Consider the following 23,288-nt stretch of genomic DNA (forward strand, 5'->3'; position numbering starts at 1 on the left):
CCAATAATGTGAATTTTAGGATGGAAGGATGGGAACAAGAGAAATAAAAAAGCCGGACAACTGATGTTTCACTAAGTTTTGGGTGATCGTTTTTTCTGCTGCTGACCAAATCGTATGAATGGCATTATTAATTGAATGCCAACAGCTATGATTATTGTATTGTTAACCTATAGATTTGACGTATATAAGGCAAGGAGGAACATGGCATGTGGAATCATACAAAAATAACAGACAAACTATCAATTAAAATTCCGATTATACAAGCGGGAATGGCGGGAGGGATCACGACTCCCGAGCTTGTTGCTGCTGTATCCAATGCAGGTGGTCTAGGGATGATAGGGGCGGGTTATATGACGCCGGAAAAATTGGAGTCGGATATTCAAAAAATAAAGGAATTGACTTCAAAACCATTTGGTGTCAATCTGTTTGTTCCTGAACATCCGGCAGTCATTCAAGAAGAAATTGAAAGAGCGAATCAACTGCTGGAACCTATCCGCCAAATGTTAGGGATCGAAAAAAAGAATGATGTTCCGCAAATCAACACTTCTGTTTTTGATGAACAAATTCAAATCGTTTTAAAATATGAAGTACCCGTTTGCAGCTTCACATTTGGCATTCCTCAGAGAGAAATTATTCATCAATTAAAGAATAATGGTATTGTCACAATTGGAACAGCCACAACAGTAAAAGAAGCCATATTGAATGAAGAGGCTGGGATGGATATGATTGTCGTTCAAGGCAGTGACGCTGGGGGGCATAGGGGCAGTTTTGCAGGATCCTTTGATGATTCAATGATCGGAACAATGGCCCTTATTCCGCAAGTAGCGGATCATGTTTCAATTCCTATTATTGCAGCTGGCGGTATCATGGATGGCAGAGGAGTTTTAGCTTCTCTTGTATTGGGAGCGCAAGCGGTTCAAATGGGAACAGCCTTTCTTACCTGTATAGAAAGCGGAGCAAATGAACTCCATAAAGAAGCAATATTAAACGGTACCGAAGAACAGGCAGTAATCACTTCAGCATTCAGCGGCAAGCCAGCAAGGGGATTAAAAAATGAATTTATCATCAAAATGAAAGAGCATGAAGATGCTTTGCCAGCTTATCCGATTCAAAATATGCTCACCCAAGATATCCGGTCAGAAGCTGCAAAACAGAAAAATAAAGAGTGGATGTCGCTTTGGTGCGGGCAAAATCCTCGACTAAGCAAAAATTTGCATGCCGCCGAACTGATCGAAACAATCATCAATCAAATAGAAGAAATTATAAGTAACTTCCCATTAATAAAAGGATGACTATGAAACCGCGGCTTACTTTATGCGGCGGTATTATTGCATTGATTATTGTAATGGGGATCAGAAGATTTGCTTATACCCCTATCCTCCCCTACTTGAATATAACTAAATCGATGGCTGGAAATTTGGCTGGAACTTTATTTGTTAGCTTTTTTAATTTGAGAAGATATGAATCAATTTATTTAAAGATATTTTTAGCTTTGAACATTTTTACGACTCTGCTCATGGGAATGGTCAGTAAATAATATATTTTGGTACCTGTTCAGGTTTTTTTCAGGCCTTAGCAGCGGTGTAGTCTTTGTCTTAGTTTCTAGTATAGTGCTTCAAGTATTGAAAAAGCATAATATGCAAATATTTAACGGTTTGTTTTATAGTGGTGTAGGGATTGGGATTTTCTTGTGTAGTATTCTAGTTCCTTTCTTCATTAGTATAAACGGGTGGAAACCATAAACAGCTGTTAAATATCCAATTAATTTGCTGCTTTGTTCGATGACATATATTGTACTTTTGAAACAGCTAACGTTTGAACTTCCAGGCATGCGTGTTTAAGTGTTGTTTTAAGCGCTATTCTACCCAAGAACTGGATTTCTTTTCCGAGGGCTATCATTTTGGACTATTCTGAATAATAAGATTTTCCGCTGCCGCTTGTACCATATTTCTTCCAGATACAAAATAATTTTTGTTCAAAAGAGGCTGTTTGGAAAGGACCATAAAAAATTCTTTTTCAATTCAGTCTCTTTTTTTCGTTGATAGGATATTGGCAGGGAGAAAAAAGATAGGGGGCTATACATCAGATCATCTTGACGTACGGTAAGTTTAATAGAATTTCATTTTTCTTATTTTTTTGTAAATTCAAAAAATTCGTTGAAAAATCTTCATAAGAGTGTTTTAATAATTGTAAACATATAACATATCAAATATGTGTAATAAGAGAAGTGTTGCAGTCGATTGAAAGAAAATGATTTAAAACGCTTGCTCTTTTGCGCATTTATAGAAACGGTGTTTCTTATTACAAAACATAGGAGGTGCTTGATTTGCTCCAAGGAGAGTTGTACACAGAATTAAAAGATGTTTTCCCCGAAAGTCAAATGGAAGTAAAGGAAAATGAAGGTCATCCACTTGGAAATGGCGGAAAAGTCGCAGTCTATCCAAAAACTGAAAACGAAATTTCACACATCTTGCAATATGCAAACAAAAATGGGAAAACCGTTTCCATTGTGGGCGGAGGAACAAAGCGGGGGTTTGGCGGTCTAATTGATTCGGCTGATATTTTGCTTTCCTTAGCAAATCTAAAAGGAATCGTCGAGCATACAGTGGGAGATATGACATTAACAGTGAAAGCAGGTACACCATTTCAAGAATTGCAACAGTACTTAGAAGAACATAACCAAAAAATATCTCTAGATCCTGCTTGGCCGGATTATGCGACCATCGGAGGTATTATCGCTGCGAATGAAAGCGGTCCCAAACGTTTGGCATATGGATCCGCCAGAGATGCAGTCATCGGGCTTCGAGTTGTTTATCCAAATGGCAAGGTCATCCGAACAGGCGGAAAGGTCGTGAAAAATGTCGCCGGATATGATATGAACAAACTTTTTGTCGGTTCCATGGGCACTTTGGGGGTTTTGACGGAAATCACTTTAAAACTCCGTCCTTTGCCAAAATATGAAAGCAATGTTCTTTTATCATTTACAGAAGGAGATTTTGCTGAAATGCGATCATTTGCCGCGGCGTTTTTAGATTCGCAGATGGAACCTGTCTCACTGGAACTGATAAGTCCGTCTTTGGCTGAAAAGCTAACGGGTGAAAAATTTTATACATTGGCCATTAGTTTTGAAGATAATGAAAGTTCGGTTCATTACCAAGAATCTTTTCTAAAAAGCATTCAGCCTCCTAAAACGAAAATGACCATTCTTGCTCAAGAGAAAGCGCGCAAGTTTTGGCAATCTTTTTATACAATCAGCCCGAATGGCAGGGTGTCTAATCAGACAGGGGAGACTGAAGCAGTATTGAAAATCGGAGTTGTCAATTTAGATGTCCTAAAAGTTATTAGGGAAAGCCATTTATTACAGGATACGCACAATTTGCTTATCGAAGCCCACGGTGGATTAGGCCACGGATTGTGTCAAATCATTTTAAGAGGCGGCAGCGAAAACGTCATTTCAGCAATTCAGCATTTAAGGAATTTTGTCAAAGAGCTCAATGGGTATGCAGTCATTAAACATTTGCCGTTTATTTTACGCCAGAAAATAGAGGTTTGGGGGGAAAATCCGCCATATTTCTTTCTTTTCAAAGGAATCAAAACAAAGATTGATCCGAACAACATTCTCAATCCGAAGCGATTTGTGGGAGGGATTTAAATATGGGATTAAATGAAAGTGATCTTATCAAAGAACCAGCCTGTCAAACCAACAGCTTCAGCAATTACCTTTGGAGTGATCCGCCTGATGAAAACAAATGGGCGGATTGTGTCCATTGCGGTATGTGTTTAGAATCGTGCCCCACTTATGAGATCACGGGTCAGGAACAGCATTCTCCCCGCGGACGCGTCCATTTGATTAAATCAGTCGCAGAAGGAAAGCTTGAAGTGAACGAACATTTTATGGATCCTGTCTTTGCTTGTCTTGATTGCCGCGCTTGTACTACCGCTTGTCCTGCGGACGTCGATGTAGGGGGATTGATAGAAGAAGCGCGCGGTCAAATTCGCCAAGCCATGCCGTTAAAAGGCTGGAAAAAGGCGGTCAGCCATCTGTTTTTGCATAGTTTGTTTCCGCACCACAATCGCTTGTACACGTTAGGAAATGTGTTGAAATTGTATCAAAAAAGCGGCATGCAAACGTTTGTCCGTAAAACAGGGCTGATCAATATCATGCCGCAGCATTTAGCCGAAATGGAAGCGATCATGCCGGAAGTGAAAAAGCCTGTGCGGAAAAAGTACAAACATGAAAAAGTCATTAAAGCAAAAGGAGAAACGAAGAGTACGGTTGCGTTTTTAACTGGCTGCGTAATGGATGTCATGTTCAGCGAAATTAATGAAGCAACAATTAACGTGTTAACTCGAAATGGAAATGACGTTATGATTCCGCAAAATCAAACTTGCTGCGGGGCTCTTCATGTTCATGCAGGCGACCGGGAAATGGGGAGAAAATTAGCGAAACAAAATATTGAAGCATTCCAACATGCTGAAAAAGTAATTGTAAATTCTGCCGGTTGCGGATGTATGTTAAAAGAATATCCGGAGCTGTTCCGTGAAGACCCCGTTTGGCGCCAAAAAGCTGAAACATTTTCAAAAAAGGTGGAAGACATTTCAAAGTATCTTTATGACACTGGTTATAAAAGGCCCATCGCCGAAATCAAGGCTCGTGTTGTCTATCATGATGCATGCCATTTAGCTCATGGGCAGGGCATTCGTGACGAACCTCGCAGCCTTCTTCTTGATATACCTGGGGTCGAAATGGTTGAAATGGCGAATGCTGACCGATGCTGCGGCAGTGCTGGCATTTACAATATAACAAATCCGGAGATGGCTAAAGAAGTGCTTGATAGCAAAATGAAGAATGTCCCTAAAGAAGCAGAAATGATTGTAATGGGAAACCCCGGCTGTATGCTGCAGATGGCGATGGGTGTTCAAAAAAACGGAAGAAATCAAAAAATTGTTCATACCGTACAGCTGCTGGATTGGGCGTATCAAAAAGAAGATCGGCTAAAGGAGGGAGAGGAATGTCTCTAAAAGGGATAAGAACAAATGACAAACATATAAAAAACCTTGCAAACATTGTTGAAGGAAACCGTTCCATCTTGTATAAAAAAGAAGATTTATTAGCTTATGATTGCGATGGCTTTACCATTCATCGTCGTTTGCCGAGGGCAGTCGTTTTCCCGAATAATACAGAAGAAGTCGCAAAAATTGTGAAATATTGCCACGAACATGATTTGCCGTTCCTCGCCCGCGGCGCTGGAACTGGTCTCAGCGGCGGGGCGATCCCGTTGAATGGGGAAGTAATCATTAGTCTTGTAAAAATGAAACGCCTTATAAGTGTTGATTTTGAAAACAGGCGTGCAGTAGTGGAACCTGGATTTGTCAACTTAAAACTGACGAACTCCATTTCGGACAAAGGATATTATTATGCGCCTGATCCATCAAGCCAATATTGCTGCACCATCGGCGGAAATGTCGGTGAAAATGCGGGCGGTGCACACTGTCTAAAATATGGTGTGACGACAAATCACATTTTAGGGCTTGAAGTGGTATTGCCAAATGGCGAAGTCATTGAAATAGGCAAGGATGGAATACCTGATGCACCGGGCTATGATTTATTAGGACTTTTAACAGGATCAGAAGGAACTTTAGGAATTGTGACGAAAATAACGGTTCGTATTTTAAAAAACCCGGAAGCAAAGCAAACGGTGCTCGCTTATTTTGACAGCGTTGCGGATGGCAGTCAAGCCGTATCGGACATTATTTCTGCCGGAATTGTACCAGCAGCCCTTGAAATGATGGATCAAATAGCAATAGAAGCGGTTGAAGCGGCAGCGTTTCCTGTCGGCCATCCAAAAGACATTGAAGCGCTTTTGCTCATTGAAGTGGATGGAATATCCGCAGGTATAGACGAGCAAATCCATCAAATTTTAGAAGTTTGCAAGAGAAATCATGTTCGAGAAGTAAAAGTGGCACAAAGTGAAGAGGAAAGAGCTAGATGGTGGGCAAACCGCAAAACTGGATTTGGCGCAATGGGGGCGATCTCTCCTGATTATTTAGTTCAGGATGGTGTGATTCCCCGCAGCAAATTACCCGAAGTGTTAAACAGAATTCACGAAATCAGTCGAGAGTATGGTCTGCGCATCGCAAATATCTTTCATGCTGGCGATGGCAATCTGCACCCGCTTGTACTTTTTGATGCCAGAAAACCGGGCGAAACAGAAAAGGCTTTAAAAGCTGGCAGCGCCTGTTTGCAAGCATGTGCAGATGCCGGCGGATCGATTACAGGTGAACATGGAGTAGGGATCGAGAAAAGAGAAGAGATGCGCTTCATTTTTAGCGACGAAGAAATAGCGGCGCAAACGGATATTCGGGAAGTATTTAATCCGAAAAATTTATTAAATGCCGGGAAGCTCTTCCCAACTCCGGGACGTTGTTTGGAAGTGAAAAAAGAGGGGAAATCTGTTACAGCATCATAAAAAAGAATTTTAAGAAAATTATTGAAATGATTCCATCATCATGTTATCCTTTTTTAAACAATTACGAAACAGTGTTTCGTAATAACAAACAAAAATTATAACATTTAAAGGAGGAATTGTGCCCATGAAAACAAACTATGTAAAAGTCGGCAATTTGAAAGTAGCTGAAAATTTGTATGATTTTATCAACAATGAAGCATTGCCGGGAAGCGGTGTGGAAAAAGATGAATTCTGGCTTCAGTTTGAGAACCTTGTTTATGAACTGACACCTATTAATAAAAATTTGCTTAAGCGTCGTGATGAAATCCAGCAAAAAATCAACGAATGGCACAAAGAACATCGCAACAAATTCAACTTTGAAGCCTATAAATCATTTTTGCAGGAAATCGGCTATTTAGAACAAGAAGTGGAAGACTTTAAGATTACAACAGAAAATGTCGATGACGAAATTGCTCTACAAGCCGGGCCGCAGTTAGTAGTGCCGATTAATAACGCACGGTACGCTCTTAACGCCGCCAATGCCCGATGGGGAAGCCTTTATGACGCTCTTTATGGAACGGATGTCATCAGCGAAGAAGATGGGGCTGAACGAAAAGGAGAGTATAATCCGATTCGCGGGGAAAAAGTCATTGCCTTTTCGAAAAACTTCCTTGATGAAGTAGTGCCGTTGCAAGAACATTTCCACCGCGACGCTGTTCAATACGCAGTTGAAGACGGGAATTTGCTTGTCACTTTAATGAATGGCAAGACAACCGCTCTTAAAGAAAGAGAAAAGTTCGTAGGCTACAGAGGAGAGTCGGATAAACCATCTGCCATTTTATTGAAGAACAACGGTCTTCATATTGAAATCCAGATCGATCGAAGCCATCCAATTGGAAAACATGACGATGCGGGAATTAAAGATATTCTATTGGAAGCGGCTGTTACAACGATTATGGATTGCGAAGATTCTGTGGCGGCAGTGGATGCGGAAGACAAAGTGCTTGTTTATCGCAATTGGCTTGGCCTCGTAAAAGGAGATTTGACAGCTACTTTTACAAAAAATGATAAAACGATTACACGTACGCTTAATGCTGACAGAACATACACATCCAAAACAGGAGAAAAGTTCACTCTCCCAGGTCGTTCACTTATGCTCATTCGTAACGTTGGGCATTTGATGACAAATAGTGCAGTGCTCATTGGAGAGGGAGAAGAGATCCAAGAAGGAATATTGGATACGGTTGTAACAAGTTTGATTGCTAAACATTCCCTTTTAGGAAATGGCAAATTTGAAAACTCCAGGAAAGGTTCGATCTACATTGTAAAACCTAAAATGCACGGGTCTGAGGAAGTGGCGTTTGCCAACTTGCTATTTAACTGTGTCGAAGATTTGCTGGGATTAAAACGGAATACGCTGAAAATTGGTGTGATGGATGAGGAACGGCGCACAACTTTGAATTTGAAAGCTTGTATTCGGGAAGTAAAAGATCGTGTTGTATTTATTAACACAGGGTTTTTGGACCGAACTGGCGATGAAATCCATACATCAATGGAAGCAGGTCCGATGATTCGGAAAAATGATATGAAAACATCTCAATGGCTGCAAGCCTATGAACGCTCAAACGTCTATATCGGTTTACAAAGCGGCTTCCAAGGCCGTGCGCAAATTGGAAAAGGCATGTGGGCAATGCCGGACATGATGGCGGAAATGCTCAGGCAAAAGATTGGCCATCTAAAAGCAGGCGGCAATACTGCGTGGGTGCCATCACCAACAGCGGCTACATTGCATGCTCTCCATTATCACCAAGTAAATGTAACAGATGTCCAAAACAAATTGGCTGAAACGATTGAAGATCTCCGTGATGAAATTTTACAAATTCCGGTTGCAGAAAACCCGAATTGGACCCCTGAAGAAATACAAGAAGAGTTAGATAATAATGCACAAGGAATTTTAGGATATGTTGTTCGTTGGGTGGAGTTAGGAATCGGCTGTTCAAAAGTTCCGGATATTAATAATATTGCTTTGATGGAAGACCGGGCAACGTTGCGGATTTCAAGCCAGCATATCGCAAACTGGCTGCATCACGGCATTGTTACGAAAGAACAAGTTCTTGAAACACTTAAGCGGATGGCGAAAATAGTCGACAAGCAAAATGAAAATGAACCTGGCTACCGCCCGATGTCAAAAGATTATGACCGTTCCGTCGCATTTCAAGCTGCGTGTGACCTCGTATTTAAAGGTTATGATCAACCTAACGGCTACACAGAACCGATTTTGCATCGCCGCCGTCTTGAAGCAAAAGCAAAATATGCTGTAAAACAATAACTTCTCATCATGAAGGTGCTGTCCAGAAAGTCAAATCGCCATTGAAAACAACACCGATATATCAATGTTTCTAAAACATTAATGGGGGCGTCAAAAAGCCGTAAAAACGACTTATCAGACACCCCCTTCTATTTAAAAGCTACATCTTCCATGCACAAAAACCGATCAAAATCTTTAGTTGCGCGGCTTTGGTTATGAATGAAAAGTTTTATTATGAAGGAGTTGAATGTATGAAAAACCTTCGGGAAAAGGCGCTGGAAGTTCATAAAAATCCGTTATTTGTCCTGAAGAACAGATTGTTATTCCAGAGGGAATAGATAGGGTAAAGTTTGAATCTAAGCTGGCAATTGTCATCGGTAAACAAACGAAAATGGTGCCGGAATCAGAAGCATTGAATTATGTATTTGGGTACACGGTGGGCAACGACGTGACGGCGCCGCAGTTTTTCCATGAAGATGGCCATTGGACAATCGGTAAATCGTTTGACACATTTACCCCCCTTGGCCCTGTCATTGAAACAGAACTTGATACATTTCGCATTCATGTTGAAGCAAAGTTGAACGGTGTTAAAAAACAAGATAGTTCAACGGAATTGATGATTATTTCCATTCGGAAAATGATTTCCTATTTATCATCTGTCATGACACTTAAACCCGGTGATGTCCTTTTAACAGGAAGTCCGGTTGGAGCCGATTTTGTTTAAGCAGGAGATGTAATTGAATGTGAAATGAAAGGAATCGGCACATTAAAAAATACCGTTGTTGCTGCAAAAAAACGTGTTAACACGTTATGAAGGAAACAATCTTAGTATTCAAATGATAAAGTGAATAATGGAACAGAAAGAACTTGGCAGTTTTTGTTCTTCCTGTCATAATATAAGGGAATCAAGAAAATTTATATGGCGGAATTTGCACTCTAGCAAATTCCGCCAAGATTTTAGAAGGTGAACGGCTGTGGAAAGAGACAATATGGTCAAGTCTGTAAGCAGGGCGTTGGACATTATTCAACTTGTCAGCTTAAAAAAAGAAGGTTTAGGCGTCACAGAGATTGCCAATCAGATAGATATCAACAAAAGCTCCGTGTATCGAATCTTATCTACACTTGCCCGGTACGGCTATATTGAACAAGATTCCGAAACAGGACGATATAAACTGGGGTATAAATTTTTGGAAATCAGTTCGAAACTATTAGAATCGATTGATCTTCGCAAAGAAGCAAAACCTTTCCTGCAAAAATTAGAAAATGAGACGAACGAAGTCATCCATCTGGTTGTTTATGACCAAGGAGAAGTCGTTTATATTGAAAAATTGGAAGGAAATGAAACGCTGCGCATGCATTCAAAAGTCGGAAAGCGTGCCCCAATGCATTGCACCTCTGTAGGGAAGGCCATTCTCGCCAATTTGCCGTCAAGTGTCGTTTTAGACATCCTTGACAGAAAAGGGTTGCCGATGCATACGAAAAATACGATTACGAATAAGGATGCATTTTTGAAAGAGCTCATTCGAGTAAAACAACAAGGATATGCACTAGATTTAGAAGAAAACGAATATGGGATTCGTTGTATTGCTGCCCCAATTTTTGATCATTTGGGGAAGGTCATTGCTGCCGTGAGCGTATCAGGACCAACCATTCGAATGACAGATGAGAGGCTCAAACAACTTAAGCCGCGGATGATTGAAATAGGAAAGCAAATTTCTGCTCGGCTTGGTTTTGTTGAATATGCTTGAGTAATACCTTCGCCTTATTTGAATTGGATTTCGCTCCAACTTTTCAAATAGGGCAAGGGTTTGATTATTACATAACAAAGGAATTAGTTAATGATAAAAAAATTCAGAAAATATTGATAATTATAAAAATAAAAGATATAATGAGTGTACAATGATTTTCCATTCATGTGGGTGAATTACATTTTGAATAAGAGAGGGGAAAATCTCTTGTGAGTACTGGATTGTTGGCTTTTTTATCGCTTCTTCCAATTTTAATCGTCGGAATTTTCTTGGTTGGGTTTCGATGGTCAGCTAGCAAAGCGATGCCGATTTCATATGTTGTGGCCGTCATACTTGCGCTCTTTGTTTGGAAAGTATCAGCAGCCAATGTAATAGCTGCCTCCATAAATGGTTTGGTTGTAGCTGCTACACTATTGTACATCATTTTTGGCGCCATTTTGCTTTTAAATACTTTGCAAGAAAGTGGGGGAATTAAAACAATCCGGCAAGGGTTCACCGATATTTCTCCAGACCGGCGCATTCAAGTAATTATTGTCGCATGGTTATTTGGTTCGTTTATTGAAGGATCCGCAGGCTTTGGTACGCCAGCTGCAGTTGCTGTTCCATTATTAGTAGGATTGGGATTCCCAGCGATGGCAGCCGTTGTGGCGGGCATGGTCATTCAAAGCACACCCGTTTCATTCGGTGCTGTCGGCACACCGATTCTTGTCGGCGTACAATCAGGATTATCCGCTGATGCAACGATTACTGATAACTTGCTGTCGTTGGTCACTTTGATTGGAGCGAAAGTTGCTATTCTTCATATGATAACAGGAACTCTTGTTCCATTATTTGTTGTAGCCCTAATGACCAAATTTTTTGGAAAAAACAAGTCGTTTTCTGAAGGAATTAAAGTTTGGAAATTTGCCTTGTTTGCGGCTTTTACAATGACGATACCATATCTCATCGTTGCCAATGTCCTTGGCCCTGAATTTCCTTCCATGGTTGGCGGCTTGGTCGGATTAGCAATCGTTATTGCCGCTGCGAAAAAAGGTTTTTTAATTCCATCTCAAGAAGAAGTATGGGATTTTGAAGAAAAGTCTAAATGGGATCCGGATTGGATAGGAAAAATTGAGATTAAAGATATCGCACACAAGAACGGCAAGATGAGCATGATTCGCGCTTGGACTCCGTATATTTTAGTTGGCCTGTTTTTAGTGGCGACCAGGTTGAAATCGCTTCCGATCGGCGGATGGCTGCAAGCGTGGACGATTGAGATTCGGAATATGTTTGGAACAAATATTACGGCTAGCTTTCAACCGCTTTATTCACCAGGAACAATTTTTATTGTTGTGTCACTGATTACCTTTTTTATTCACGGTATGAATGGAAGCGCATACAAACGTGCTTGGATGCATTCAGGGAAAACGATGATCTCAGCTTCAACCGCGCTAATTTTTACCGTTCCAATGGTTCAAGTGTTTTTAAATTCAGGCGGCGGTGCTGCAGGTTATGATCAAATGCCAATTGAATTGGCGAACGGAGTAGCAGCGCTGGCGGGCAATTATTGGCCCTTTTTCTCCACATTTATTGGTGGACTGGGCGCTTTTATAGCTGGCAGCAACACGGTCAGTAATATGATGTTTTCTTTATTTCAATACGATGTAGGTTCACAAATTGGCGTTGATCCCACTTGGATTGTTGCCCTGCAGGCGGTAGGTGGTGCGGCTGGGAATATGATTTGTGTACACAATGTCGTCGCTGCTTCGGCAGTAGTCGGGTTGGTAGGAAAAGAAGGAGCAGTTATTAGAAAAACATTGCTCCCATTTACGTATTATGCTTTAATGGCCGGTTCGATTGGATACTCGATTGTATGGTACTCCGAAAAGGGAATATTTAATCTCGGTTCCTTGATTGCAGTCTTGATCGCAGTTGCCGCCGTTTACATCATTGCAACAAATAAAAAACGGGCAACATGGCCCGCTCATAATAAGTCATCATTTGGCGCAAAACAATAATCCTAACAAAAAGAATGGATATAATAATCTTTTAAGAAAAAGTAAAGGCTGTCTTAAAATATTTGCTCCCCTTCACTAGGGGAGTTTTTCTATGACAAAAAAACATACTAATCTTAGTATGTTTTGTGAAGAGTGATCATAGGACTTGTATACTTTACAAAGTTGCTCTCACAATATCGCCCTATATTAAAATCCAGCTTTTTCTATGCAGATATAAGATGTGCTTGGTTGCACGTAAATATCAACGAAGTTTACATCAATAAGAAACCCCTTGGAGCCTAAAGGGGTTTTTGTGACTATTATGTTAACTATGATTGAACAACATATTTATATTTTGAAAAGGTGAAAAAAATTTAAAGTGACATATCCCCCCTGGGGGGATACTATCATAATAAGGAGGAATGAAATATGTGTCAAAACCACCATCATCAAAATCATGAACATAAATATCGCAAGCAGGTCATTAATCGATTAGCGCGAATTGAGGGACATGTTCGTTCCATTAAAGAAATGGCGATAGAAGGAAGAGACTGTCCTGAAATTCTTCTGCAAATTGCGGCTGTAAGGAAAGCGTTAGATAACGCAGCAAAAGTAATTTTTGTTGATCATATGGAGAATTGTCTAGTAAATGCTGTTCATCAAGGAAATGAGGAACAAGTATTAAACGATTTAAAAAAAGCATTAGAGAATTTCATTCGATAAGGGGATTAACTTTTTTGATGATTCCAGAGGGTATCAGTCAGGAGCGATCAACAAAACAAAAAATTAAGATCATCCTAGCATTAGCTGTTCCTGCCATGATCGAAAATATTTTGCAAACAGTGGTAGGATTTGTAGACACACTTTTTGTATCAAAATTAGGATTAAACGAAGTCACAGCAGTAGGCGTGGCAAATGCTGTTCTAGCCGTATATATCGCCATTTTCTTGGCAGTTGGAGTAGGAGCTTCTTCTTTGATCGCACGTCATGTCGGTGCTGGTAATATTGGCCAAGCAAAAGCCGTTGCTAAGCAGTCAACCATTCTTTCTTTTTTTATAGGTTTATTTTTTGGTTTTATCACCTTATTTTTCACAGAACCTTTACTTCGTATTATGGGAGCAGAACCAAGCGTTTTAGTAGACGCCTCTGTTTATTTTCGGATTGTAGCTGTCCCGTCTGTTTTTATTTCTTTAATGTTTATCTTTGGAAATATTTACGAGCTGCTGGCGATACAAAAACACCGATGAAAGTAAGCTGGTGGATTAATATCATCCATATCGTTTTGGACTACTTTTTCATTTTTGGTTTATTGGGATTTCACGGGTTGGGCTTAGCAGGAGCAGCCTGGGCGACAGTCATTGTAAGAGTGCTGGGAGCCATCGCTCTTTATTATTACATTCAAAAATCGTCTATATCATTTTCTTTATTTCAGAAATCTTCTTTGGATATAAAGAAATTCACATTGCCTATTTTGAGGCTGTCTGCTCCTGCAGCAATTGAACGCTTAATTATGCGTTTAGGGCAAGTGCTTTACTTTGGATTAATTGTTCGAATTGGAACGGAAACGTATGCAGCTCATACAATTGCCGGGAATATCGAAACATTTTCCTATATGCTAGGATATGGCTTAGCTGCGGCAGCATCAACACTTGTAGGGCAGCATATTGGGGCAAAGCTTGAAAAAGAGGCTTATACATATGGGATGCTGACGACTTATATCGCCATGTTATTTATGTCTATAATAGGTGTTCTGTTGTTTTTCCTTTCTCCTTGGCTTGCTACTTGGTTTACAACAGATAAACAGGCTATTGAGATGGTTACTACGGCATTAAGAATTGATGCTTTTGCCCAACCAGCATTAGCTATGGGATTGGTGTTGACTGGAGCTTTACAAGGAGCAGGAGATACAAAAAGCCCCATGTACAGTACAGCGGTCGGCATGTGGGTCATTCGTATTGTAGGTGTATATGTATTGGGCATCCAATTAAATTTAGGAATAGCAGGAGTATGGCTATCCATTGTAATCGATCAAGTCATTCGAGCCCTGTTTTTATGGTGGAGATTTAAAAAGCAAATCAAACATTGAACAATACAATTATACGTATAGAAAACTATGATTCTCAAATACTTTAGTATGCTAATGAACTAAAAATATCCATTGACATTCATTTTTATGTTGTGTTATTTTTATTTTATGTTAATTTATTACTCTAATATATTATCGAATTAAAGTACACTCGCAGATATCTTCATAGATGCGTTTTTATAGCAATTATCGTTATGCTTTTTTGAGCTTATTTGATGCAAATGTTGTCCGAACTATTGCAGATGCATTTACGGATGATTTAATTGTGATTAGTAGCGGGGGACATTTAAATTTTTTGGACATGCAATAGGTTAAAAACAAAATGAAAATAAATTAAAGGTGGTTATCTACAGTATGAAACGATTAGCAATGTTTATTCTAACTATGGCAGCGTTATTCTCGCTCCTGATAGGATGCTCCAAATCGGAGGAAAAAGACAAAACGCTAGTAATTGGAATAGATGATAAATTTGCACCTATGGGGTTCCGGGATGAGAATAATGAAATTGTAGGGTTTGACATTGACTACGCCAAGGCAGCTGCCGAAAAAATGGGAACAAAGGTAAAATTTCAGCCGATCGATTGGAAAACAAAAGAATCTGAATTAAGCAGCGGACGGATCGATCTCATTTGGAACGGGTATACCATTACGGAGGAGCGCAAAAAGAAGGTTCTTTTTACAAAGCCTTATATGAAAAATGCACAAGTTGTGGTCACACTTGCTGATTCAAACATTTCTAAACTTGATGATCTAGAAGGCAAAGTGGTTGGTCTTCAATCTCTGTCTTCTGCAGCCGATGCGTTGGATAAAAATCCGATTAAATCGAAAATCAAGACGGTTACGGAGTATGCCGACAATGTTCTGGCATTGAAGGATCTAAAGCTAAAACGTGTTGATGCAGTAGTGATTGATGAAGTTGTCATTAAATATTACATGTCGAAAGAAAAAGATACTTATAAACTGCTCGATGAATCCCTTGCACAAGAAGAATATGGAATTGGTGTTAAAAAGGGTAATGAGGAACTGCTGAATAAACTGCAAAAAGCTCTCGATGAGCTGAATGAGGACGGCACTGCCGCCGAAATCTCGCAAAAGTGGTTTGGCGAAAATAAGGTATTAAAGTAAAATAGACCAAACTTGGATTTCCTTGAGAAACCCTGTTTTGCTGTTGGAGGAATTCTTTCATGTCCGTAGATTATTTCAACTCAATCATTAAGCCGATGCTGCTAGGCGCACAGATGACGGTTCTCTTGTTTTTGATCGTCATTGTGTTGTCAATTCCGCTCGGCTTCATACTAACACTTGCTGTAAGAAGCAGGTTTAAGCCTTTATCGTGGCTTACACAGATTTATATATATGTGATGCGGGGCACCCCATTGCTGCTTCAGCTGCTTTTTATATGTTTTGGACTGCCGATGATCCCTGTGATCGGAGATTATTTGGTATTAGACCGCTTTGTCGCAGCTTGTTTGGGTTTTATATTGAACTATGCTGCATATTTTGCCGAGATTTTCCGCGGCGGTTTGCTGGCTATTGATAAAGGTCAGTATGAGGCATCACAAGTCCTAGGCTTGAATAAATGGCAGACGATGACGAGAATCATACTTCCACAAATGTTCCGCATCGCACTTCCTGCCGTCGCTAACGAATCGGTTACACTAGTTAAGGATACCGCACTGCTCTATGCTGTTGCTGTACCAGAATTATTACACTATGCACAGACTGCTGTGAACCGTGATTTTACAATCGTGCCTTTCTTCATCGCAGGCATTATTTATCTGATCATGACGCTCTTATTAACTGTTCTCTTTAAGTGGCTCGAACGACGGTTCAAATTTGATTAAAAAGGAGTAGTGAGTGTGGTTCTCATTGAAGTATCCAACCTCAAAAAATCATATGGCAAGTTGGATGTATTAAAACAAATAACATTTGATGTTAACAAGAACGACGTAATTGCTGTGATCGGACCATCTGGCTCTGGTAAAAGTACAATGCTCCGTAGCCTGGTCCATCTTGAGGAAATTGACGGAGGCAGCATTTGTATATCCGGGGATTATTTGGTGAAGGACGGGATTTACTCAAAACCGCAGGAGATTAAGCGGATCACCTCTAAGATGGGAATGGTTTTCCAACATTTCAATCTCTTTCCTCACCTCACGGTTAAAGAAAATTTGGAACTTGCTCCTAGGCTAGTAAAGAAGGAGTTAAATGCGGAAATTGAACGACGCAGCACAGAACTTCTGAAGAAAATCGGGCTCTCCGATCGGGCATCAGCTTATCCTGCAAAACTTTCGGGCGGTCAAAAACAAAGAGTCGCCATTGCTCGTGCGCTTATGATGAACCCTGAAATCCTGCTGTTTGATGAACCTACTTCCGCCTTGGACCCGGAGTTAACCGGCGAAGTACTGCAAGTAATGAAGCAGCTGGCTGAAGAGCACATGACGATGATTGTGGTGACACATGAGATGGGGTTCGCCAAGGAGGTTGCAAACCGAGTCATTTTCATGGACAACGGGGAAATCATCGAATCCGGACTTCCGACTGAGATTTTTACAAACCCGAAGTTTGAACGAACGAAAGCTTTCTTGAACCGCAGTTTGAAATAATCCGGGACGCTGTCTATTAGTAGATTACTTGACACTTGCTACTTAAAATAAATAGTAACTGATCAACAAATAAAACGTACTTTTAGCACACCCCAAATCCGTTTTAAATAAAACATATTAAGATTAGCAGCACAGACTACGGCTAAGTCTGTGCTGCTATTTGTGCGCCCGGCATGGGTGTAATCTCTAGGGTGAAAGCCCCAAGCCGTGAAGGCAGAAGTAACGGTACGTACGGTGGTGTGAGAGGTCGGGGGTTAGTCACCCCCTCCTACTCGATTAGTAGAAGCGGTGAAAAGGTCATGACCCCCGGGACCATAAGTTTGTTGTCCAAATTCATTCGATGGGGTATGGAACAGGATCATTTAGAAAGAGCCTTGCCTTAGCATTCGTTCCTAAGTGCTTTTTCTCAGTTTATTGATGAATTGCTCAGACAAAATGTTGAAGGAAAGAATATGGTCCATATACACTTCACCGATTAGTTGTATCTCTTCATTTTCATGCTGTAAAGAATATGGGAGAGTTTTTTCTATTAATGGTATATGTTTTTCTGGTTCTTGAACAATGGTGTTCCATGCACGTATGATCAGCTCTAAGTCTTCACTGAACAGTGCGCTTTCCAATTCTTCCGTCGGTAACGGCTCTGATAATAGGGGCATTTCATCCACGAACTGTTTTGAATAAAGTCCTTCTAAAAATTTTCCAAAGTTTTCAGCTAGCTCCTCTGTATTTGCACCAAGATACAATATTTTCTGAGTTTCAAGGTGAAGTACAATATTTCCATTGGTACAAACTGCAATCGGGATGACGCTGCCTTCTAATTTCAATTCCTCAAGAGATAAAAAGCGGTCGATTTCTATAGCTTCCTTTTCCGTTAAAAAATACATTTTCTCCGCTTCTCCTTCGTGTAAAGCGGTCACGAAAGACGCATACTGATCCGGCAGTTTGTAAGGAAGACTATGTCTCTCTTTTTTTGCTTTATGGCGGCTATGATTTTCCTTCTCAAATTCCTGATCGTGGTGAAAAATTTGTGTTTTATAAAAATGGGTAATGGAAAATTGTTTTGCAGCTACCTTCCATTCCGTCATCGGATTGTCAAATAAAACACTTAAGATGAAGCTTTTGTTATTAAGATCCCCTTCTTCATAAAGCCAAAACATACCTGGTGTTAAAGGTATTTCGGATTGTTCCTCTTTGATTCCAGTAATCTCAATAACGATGGCATCCCCCTTGCTGAAACTGCCTTCCCCATTTAACGTTAATCTGAGTGCATCGTGATCGCGATGGATATATTGTAATTCTGCGTCATGTAATCCATCTTCCAAAATGCTGATCAGCTCTTCCGGCAGATTTTCGCGAATATGTTCAAAATGATTATTCGCTTCATCTAACACTTTTTCGCATTCCTCTATTTTAGCCTTAAACCAAATGATGAGTTCGTCCCGCACTTCCTTTGGCAGTGTCGGCTGATTAATGGTGCCGTCCAGAATATAGGGATGAAATGTTTCCGGCAATGTTTGCAATAATTCGTCTTTAATAGATTCAAGATTTTGCCGCAAATAGTCGTAAACATCCTCGCCGTCTTCTTCAAAGCTTTTGATAAAATCCACCCATTCTTCATCAGACTCGGGAATTGTAAGCAGGTGCGCCTTCTGCATTTCGTCATACCATTCTTTTGTAAAAAATTTCATTATATCTCTCCTTATATGCTATCCGCCATTTTTTCTCATACAATGAATTCACTTCTTATAAGCGTTTCACCTGCTAAAAAGGAGAAATTTAACAAAATAGGTGATGGGGGTGTCTAATAATTCGTTTTTACGGCTTATTGACGCCCCCATTAATGTTTTAGAAACGTTGATATATCGGTGTTTATGATTTTTTGTTTTCAATGGGGATCTGACTTTCTGGACAGCCCCTTTAATTTTTTAACTTAATATGCGATGAAATAAAAACATCCATGAGTAATTTTACTCCCCACCCATGCATGAAAATCCATCATTCCTTCCCATAATGGATATGAACGCAAACAGTTTTGAAAGACGTTCTCTTTAATGGTGGTTCGACCCTGTAATAAAAACTGTTTGAGTCCATTTGGTGTTCCACCCATTGTCAGCCCTTTTCGTGTGAAAAGGTGACTACGAACAGAAAAATGCCTAACGTGCAAATGGACTCCCTGTTTGCGAATTTATCGATGGAAGGAGTAAGAATCATGGATGTTCTTTATCATCGTTGTGCAGGATTAGATATCCATGCCGAAACAATTGTCGTTTGTGCTCTTCTTGGAGAGGAAGAACACGTTCAAAAGGAAGTTGAAACATTTCCTACTTTCACGAAAGACTTGTTTCGTCTTCTGAAATGGTTAGAAGATCGTGGTGTCACTCATATTGCGATGGAGAGTACGGGCGTTTACTGGAAACCTGTGTTCAATATTTTGGAAGATTACTTTGACATTACACTTGCCAACGCTCAGCGAATCAAAAATGTACCGGGGAGAAAAACCGATGTTTCCGATGCAGAATGGATCGCCAAATTGTTGCGTTACGGATTGATCGAGAAGAGTTTCGTACCTCCTGAGAACATTCGAGAATTACGGGATTTAACTCGCTTGCGCAAAAAATGGATCGGGCAGTTAACCGCGGAGAAAAACCGCATTCAAAAAGTGTTGGAATGTTCCAATATCAAGTTAAGTTCCGTGATTTCGGATGTATTTGGTGTATCTGGGCGAAAGCTACTGGAACGTTTAATGAAACAGGGATACATCGAAGAAACCGAAGTCGATGCTTGCATTCACAGGAGTATGAAGAGGAAAAAACAACAAATTCAGGATTCTCTCTTTGGTACATTGACCAACCATCAACTGTTCATGATTCGCCAATCGTGGAAGCACATCGAATCGTTGGAAAGTTTACTTCGAGACATCGAAGAACGAATCGACCAACTCTTACAAGTATACAAACAAGAGATGGAGCTTCTTGTGACCATACCGGGGATCAAGAAGGAAACCGCTGCCGTGATTATCGCTGAAATCGGAGTCGATATGGGACAATTTCCAACGTCTCAACACCTCGCTTCATGGGCGGGAGTCGCGCCGGGAAATCATGAAAGTGCTGGAAAACGAAAAAGTACCCGAACGACGAAGGGGAATCCGCATATCAAATCGGCGTTATGTGAGGCGGCTTGGGCTTTGTCTCGATGTAGGAATCAACGTTTGGCAGCGAAATATTGGTCATTGGCGGCACGCAGGGGAAAGAAAAAAGCACTCGTTGCGATCGCGCACCGAATGCTTACCATCATTTACTGCATCATTTCTCGAAAAGAACCGTTTCGAGAGCAGTAAATAAATTAGTATAACCAAAAAGGTTCAGAAATATACGAGATACCTAAAAATAAGGTAGCTCTGCTTTCCTATTGCCTTTTTTTGGTCGTTAATAGGGTATCCAATTTGATTGTGGGGTATACCGCTTCAGCCATGGTTAATTGATTTTCACAGAAAAAGTGAAGGCTAAAATATCAATATTTTTATTGGCAGGAAACGTAAAGAGATTTTTCTTGCTTTGTGGAAAGGGAAAACTTTTTTAATGGTTACTGCCAATGAATTTTTTGAAGAATGGAAGAAAAGTTGTTTGCAAATGTTTACTCAGATTTTGACCTGCTGCATGAGCAGCAAGAAAATGTCTAGTTATGGAATGCTATCCTAATTTTTAAGCGAAACATTTAGCAGCTTCATAGATTGTGTGAATTTTAGGAGGGATAAAATGACACATATCGCAGTTGACATCGGTGCATCAAGCGGACGGCTTGTCATAGGGGATATAAAAAATGGGAAATTGACAATTGAAGAAATACACCGATTTGCCAATGGTTTTACGGAACGAAATGGAACGTATTATTGGGATATTGATCATTTGCTGACGGAAATTGTAAAGGGATTGGCATATGCCAAAACATTGGGAGTGAAAAGGTGTACACTTGGAATCGATACTTGGGCTACAGATTATGTGCTGGTCGATCAAGAAGGAAAAAGGGTGCAAGAGGTCATAGCATACAGAGATAAAAGAACAGAACGGACGATTGAGAAGATTACGAAGCATATTTCCAAAAAAGATATATATGAAAAAACAGGCATTCAGTTTTTATCCTTCAACACCTTATACCAGTTATATGAAGAAAAAAAAGAAAATCTTGAAAAAACGAAAATGATTATGACAGTTCCTGATTACTTAGGATACAAACTGACTGGATGTGCAGTGACGGAAGTGACAAGCGCATCTTGTACTCAGCTTTTAAACGTGAAAGAAAAAGATTTTGATCAAGATTTGCTTCAGCTGCTGTCAATTGAGCGTGAGCAGTTTCCGCCGTTTTCTTACCCCGGGGACATGCTCGGATATGTCAGAAACGAATATTTTCCTGATTACGATCTGCCCGAAACAAAAGTGATTATAGTCGGTTCTCATGATACAGCTTCCGCAGTTGCAGGAGTACCTGCTGCTGAAAAAAATTGGGCGTATTTAAGCAGCGGAACTTGGTCTTTGATTGGGATTGAATCGGATGCGCCAATCATTACAGAAAAATCATTATTTTACAATTATACAAATGAGTGGGGAGTGTTTGGGACATACCGTTTTTTAAAAAATATTATGGGCATGTGGATTATTCAAGAAGTGAGAAGATATTTAACGAAAGATTACAATTTTGCCCAAATGGTTGATGAGGCAAGAAAGGCGCCTCCGTGCAAACAATTTATCAATTTTAACGATCAGCGATTTTTTAATCCGGACAATATGGTAGAAGAAATTCAGAAATATTGCAGGGAAACGCTTCAGCCTGTGCCGCAATCAACAGGAGAAATTGCGAGATGTGTATTTACAAATCTGGCTATACTATATTCCTTGTCAATTGATGAAATTGAAAGTATATCGGGCAGAACAATCGATTCATTATATATTGTCGGAGGCGGCTCGCAAAATGATTTCATAAACGAAATGACCGCTGCTGTAAGCGGAAAAACGGTTTTTGCCGGTCCCTCTGAAGCAACGGCTGTAGGAAATATTTTAATTCAGCTAATAGCGGAGAAAAAGCTTGCAAATTTACAGGAAGGACGGAATCTAGTTTTGAACTCTTTTTCTATAAAGCGTTTTGATCCAAGAGAAAGCGGAAACGATGTATTAAAAGAACAATTTAAACAAGCTGTTTTCTCCTAGATATGTACAGAGTACCGGCTCCATAAGAAAAATTGATCATAACACAATAACTCATAGTGCCTATGTTACATCAGGAATGAGCGACGCTCCAATTTATGTTCACCAGCAATTGGAATGTATTATCATTAAAAAGTACATCGAGTTGGGGAATAGCATTTCCAACAGCCTCAAAAAATTTCATTTAAACTTGGGGGCGCAAAATGAAACAGAATATGGAAAGGTTCCTTTTGATGGTCTTAATAGATTAGCTGCCGTTTTATCGGATCATGTACAATAAAAGAGTTTTTAGAATAAAGAAAGAATTGGTGTCACTATTCCAAAAGGCAAATAAATGAACTTCAAAAGGAACCACAAAAATTTTTCTCTCAATTTATTGCTCCAAGAAAAATGTTAACGGAATGTTGAACATAAATTTTAATAGAGAAATATTTGAAAAAGGTAAACCGATTCTTTTTACAGTGAAAAAGTCAAGAAAAAAGCGGTAAGACTTTACTTTAGCTGTTTAATTTTTTTCATCATTTTGTGAAAACCTTCCTCTCCCATTGTTAATAATTCTTTCTTCATTTGTTGATTGACTAGGCAAAAAGCAGGGATTCCTTGAATACCAAAAGATTGTGCGATTGCATAGTTTTGATCTAAAACTACAGGAATTGTAATCTTTTTTTCCTCTACTCGTGTTTTCACAAGCTCCAACGCTTTCTCTTCAGCTGTATAAGGTACATGAACGGCAATGACATGAAAGGTTTCAAGATTAACTGTTTCTTCTAATAACTGATCCGTTAATTCACTGCAATACGGGCAGCTAATTGACCAAAAATAAAACAAAAGCCGATTGGATGATGGGAAATCATGGCCGTTTTTTGGAACGTTCAGCCACGGCAAGTCTTTTGTCATTGTTTGTATTAAATCCATGT

16 protein-coding genes and 3 pseudogenes are annotated in these 23,288 nt (G+C 39.9%); 17 read left to right on the plus strand and 2 right to left on the minus strand.

The annotated features are described in order from the left end of the window. Positions 1-206: 206 nt before the first annotated feature. The 15 genes and pseudogenes from NSQ71_RS01270 to NSQ71_RS01335 all read left to right on the plus strand — a co-directional run bounded on the left by NSQ71_RS01270 (position 207) and on the right by NSQ71_RS01335 (position 17,173). Positions 207-1,292: an NAD(P)H-dependent flavin oxidoreductase gene (locus tag NSQ71_RS01270; protein ID WP_063386490.1), complete on the plus strand. Its 1,086-nt coding sequence runs from the start codon at positions 207-209 to the stop codon at positions 1,290-1,292. 225 nt (positions 1,293-1,517) lie between these two features. Then, positions 1,518-1,742, plus strand: a pseudogene (locus tag NSQ71_RS18440) (YbfB/YjiJ family MFS transporter); the annotation flags it as partial. A gap of 638 nt (positions 1,743-2,380) precedes the next feature. Continuing rightward, positions 2,381-3,652, plus strand: a complete 1,272-nt coding sequence (locus NSQ71_RS01275; RefSeq protein ID WP_130157041.1) for an FAD-binding oxidoreductase — start codon at positions 2,381-2,383, stop codon at positions 3,650-3,652. Positions 3,653-3,654: 2 nt separating this feature from the next. Further along, positions 3,655-5,022 (plus strand): (Fe-S)-binding protein, encoded by a 1,368-nt coding sequence (locus NSQ71_RS01280; RefSeq protein WP_066250396.1) that lies wholly within the window; start codon positions 3,655-3,657, stop codon positions 5,020-5,022. Then, the gene (locus tag NSQ71_RS01285; RefSeq protein ID WP_094244931.1) at positions 5,013-6,470 is read left to right on the plus strand and encodes an FAD-binding oxidoreductase; all 1,458 of its coding nucleotides are present in this window, start codon (positions 5,013-5,015) and stop codon (positions 6,468-6,470) included. Before NSQ71_RS01280 ends, NSQ71_RS01285 begins: the two co-directional genes overlap by 10 nt. A 124-nt stretch (positions 6,471-6,594) precedes the next feature. Continuing rightward, entirely contained in the window at positions 6,595-8,778 is a 2,184-nt protein-coding gene (locus tag NSQ71_RS01290; RefSeq protein ID WP_340732463.1) for a malate synthase G, read from the plus strand. A 271-nt stretch (positions 8,779-9,049) separates the two neighbouring features. Next, positions 9,050-9,571 (plus strand): annotated as a pseudogene (locus NSQ71_RS01295) (fumarylacetoacetate hydrolase family protein); the annotation flags it as partial. 160 nt (positions 9,572-9,731) lie between these two features. Continuing rightward, positions 9,732-10,505 carry an IclR family transcriptional regulator gene (locus NSQ71_RS01300; RefSeq protein ID WP_094244933.1) on the plus strand — a complete coding sequence of 258 codons (774 nt, stop codon included), beginning with the start codon at positions 9,732-9,734 and terminating at the stop codon, positions 10,503-10,505. 209 nt (positions 10,506-10,714) lie between these two features. Next, complete coding sequence (locus tag NSQ71_RS01305; protein ID WP_340732466.1) at positions 10,715-12,502, plus strand: L-lactate permease; 1,788 nt, start codon at positions 10,715-10,717, stop codon at positions 12,500-12,502. Between the two features lie 408 nt (positions 12,503-12,910). Beyond that, complete coding sequence (locus tag NSQ71_RS01310; RefSeq protein ID WP_063386497.1) at positions 12,911-13,204, plus strand: metal-sensing transcriptional repressor; 294 nt, start codon at positions 12,911-12,913, stop codon at positions 13,202-13,204. Positions 13,205-13,299: 95 nt separating this feature from the next. Beyond that, positions 13,300-13,638: pseudogene (locus NSQ71_RS01315) on the plus strand (MATE family efflux transporter); the annotation flags it as partial. Beyond that, positions 13,566-14,567: an MATE family efflux transporter gene (locus NSQ71_RS01320; RefSeq protein ID WP_340734387.1), complete on the plus strand. Its 1,002-nt coding sequence runs from the start codon at positions 13,566-13,568 to the stop codon at positions 14,565-14,567. The pseudogene NSQ71_RS01315 and the gene NSQ71_RS01320, both read left to right, overlap by 73 nt. A gap of 354 nt (positions 14,568-14,921) precedes the next feature. Then, positions 14,922-15,692 carry an amino acid ABC transporter substrate-binding protein gene (locus NSQ71_RS01325; RefSeq protein ID WP_063386498.1) on the plus strand — a complete coding sequence of 257 codons (771 nt, stop codon included), beginning with the start codon at positions 14,922-14,924 and terminating at the stop codon, positions 15,690-15,692. Positions 15,693-15,751: 59 nt separating this feature from the next. After that, the gene (locus tag NSQ71_RS01330) at positions 15,752-16,411 is read left to right on the plus strand and encodes an amino acid ABC transporter permease (protein WP_063386499.1); all 660 of its coding nucleotides are present in this window, start codon (positions 15,752-15,754) and stop codon (positions 16,409-16,411) included. A gap of 15 nt (positions 16,412-16,426) precedes the next feature. Continuing rightward, positions 16,427-17,173, plus strand: a complete 747-nt coding sequence (locus NSQ71_RS01335; protein WP_066250409.1) for an amino acid ABC transporter ATP-binding protein — start codon at positions 16,427-16,429, stop codon at positions 17,171-17,173. A gap of 392 nt (positions 17,174-17,565) precedes the next feature. Here the strand turns inward: NSQ71_RS01335 and NSQ71_RS01340 are convergent, their stop codons facing one another. Then, positions 17,566-18,861, minus strand: a complete 1,296-nt coding sequence (locus NSQ71_RS01340) for a DUF4085 family protein (protein WP_339193935.1) — start codon at positions 18,859-18,861, stop codon at positions 17,566-17,568. A gap of 521 nt (positions 18,862-19,382) precedes the next feature. Here NSQ71_RS01340 and NSQ71_RS01345 point away from each other — a divergent pair. Both NSQ71_RS01345 and rhaB read left to right on the plus strand, forming a co-directional pair. Next, positions 19,383-20,510, plus strand: a complete 1,128-nt coding sequence (locus NSQ71_RS01345) for an IS110 family transposase (protein ID WP_340734388.1) — start codon at positions 19,383-19,385, stop codon at positions 20,508-20,510. Between the two features lie 418 nt (positions 20,511-20,928). Next, positions 20,929-22,374, plus strand: a complete 1,446-nt coding sequence (gene rhaB / locus NSQ71_RS01350; RefSeq protein WP_340732475.1) for a rhamnulokinase — start codon at positions 20,929-20,931, stop codon at positions 22,372-22,374. 489 nt (positions 22,375-22,863) lie between these two features. Here rhaB and NSQ71_RS01355 read toward each other — a convergent pair whose 3' ends face one another. Beyond that, a complete protein-coding gene (locus tag NSQ71_RS01355) occupies positions 22,864-23,286 on the minus strand; it encodes a TlpA disulfide reductase family protein (protein ID WP_094244947.1) in 423 nt (140 codons plus the stop codon). Between the last annotated feature and the right edge of the window lie 2 nt (positions 23,287-23,288).

The organism is Aeribacillus sp. FSL M8-0235, from assembly GCF_038000355.1.
Taxonomy (GTDB): domain Bacteria; phylum Bacillota; class Bacilli; order Bacillales; family Aeribacillaceae; genus Aeribacillus; species Aeribacillus composti.

Bases quoted from the DNA above. Each gene is read 5' to 3' on its own strand.
- NSQ71_RS01270 (WP_063386490.1), top strand. From the start codon at position 207: ATGTGGAATCATACAAAAATAACAGACAAACTATCAATTAAAATTCCG.
- NSQ71_RS01275 (WP_130157041.1), top strand. From the start codon at position 2,381: ATGGAAGTAAAGGAAAATGAAGGTCATCCACTTGGAAATGGCGGAAAA.
- NSQ71_RS01280 (WP_066250396.1), top strand. From the start codon at position 3,655: ATGGGATTAAATGAAAGTGATCTTATCAAAGAACCAGCCTGTCAAACC.
- NSQ71_RS01285 (WP_094244931.1), top strand. From the start codon at position 5,013: ATGTCTCTAAAAGGGATAAGAACAAATGACAAACATATAAAAAACCTT.
- NSQ71_RS01290 (WP_340732463.1), top strand. From the start codon at position 6,595: ATGAAAACAAACTATGTAAAAGTCGGCAATTTGAAAGTAGCTGAAAAT.
- NSQ71_RS01310 (WP_063386497.1), top strand. From the start codon at position 12,911: ATGTGTCAAAACCACCATCATCAAAATCATGAACATAAATATCGCAAG.
- NSQ71_RS01325 (WP_063386498.1), top strand. From the start codon at position 14,922: ATGAAACGATTAGCAATGTTTATTCTAACTATGGCAGCGTTATTCTCG.
- NSQ71_RS01330 (WP_063386499.1), top strand. From the start codon at position 15,752: ATGTCCGTAGATTATTTCAACTCAATCATTAAGCCGATGCTGCTAGGC.
- NSQ71_RS01340 (WP_339193935.1), bottom strand. From the start codon at position 18,861: ATGAAATTTTTTACAAAAGAATGGTATGACGAAATGCAGAAGGCGCAC.
- NSQ71_RS01345 (WP_340734388.1), top strand. From the start codon at position 19,383: ATGGATGTTCTTTATCATCGTTGTGCAGGATTAGATATCCATGCCGAA.
- rhaB (WP_340732475.1), top strand. From the start codon at position 20,929: ATGACACATATCGCAGTTGACATCGGTGCATCAAGCGGACGGCTTGTC.
- NSQ71_RS01355 (WP_094244947.1), bottom strand. From the start codon at position 23,286: ATGGATTTAATACAAACAATGACAAAAGACTTGCCGTGGCTGAACGTT.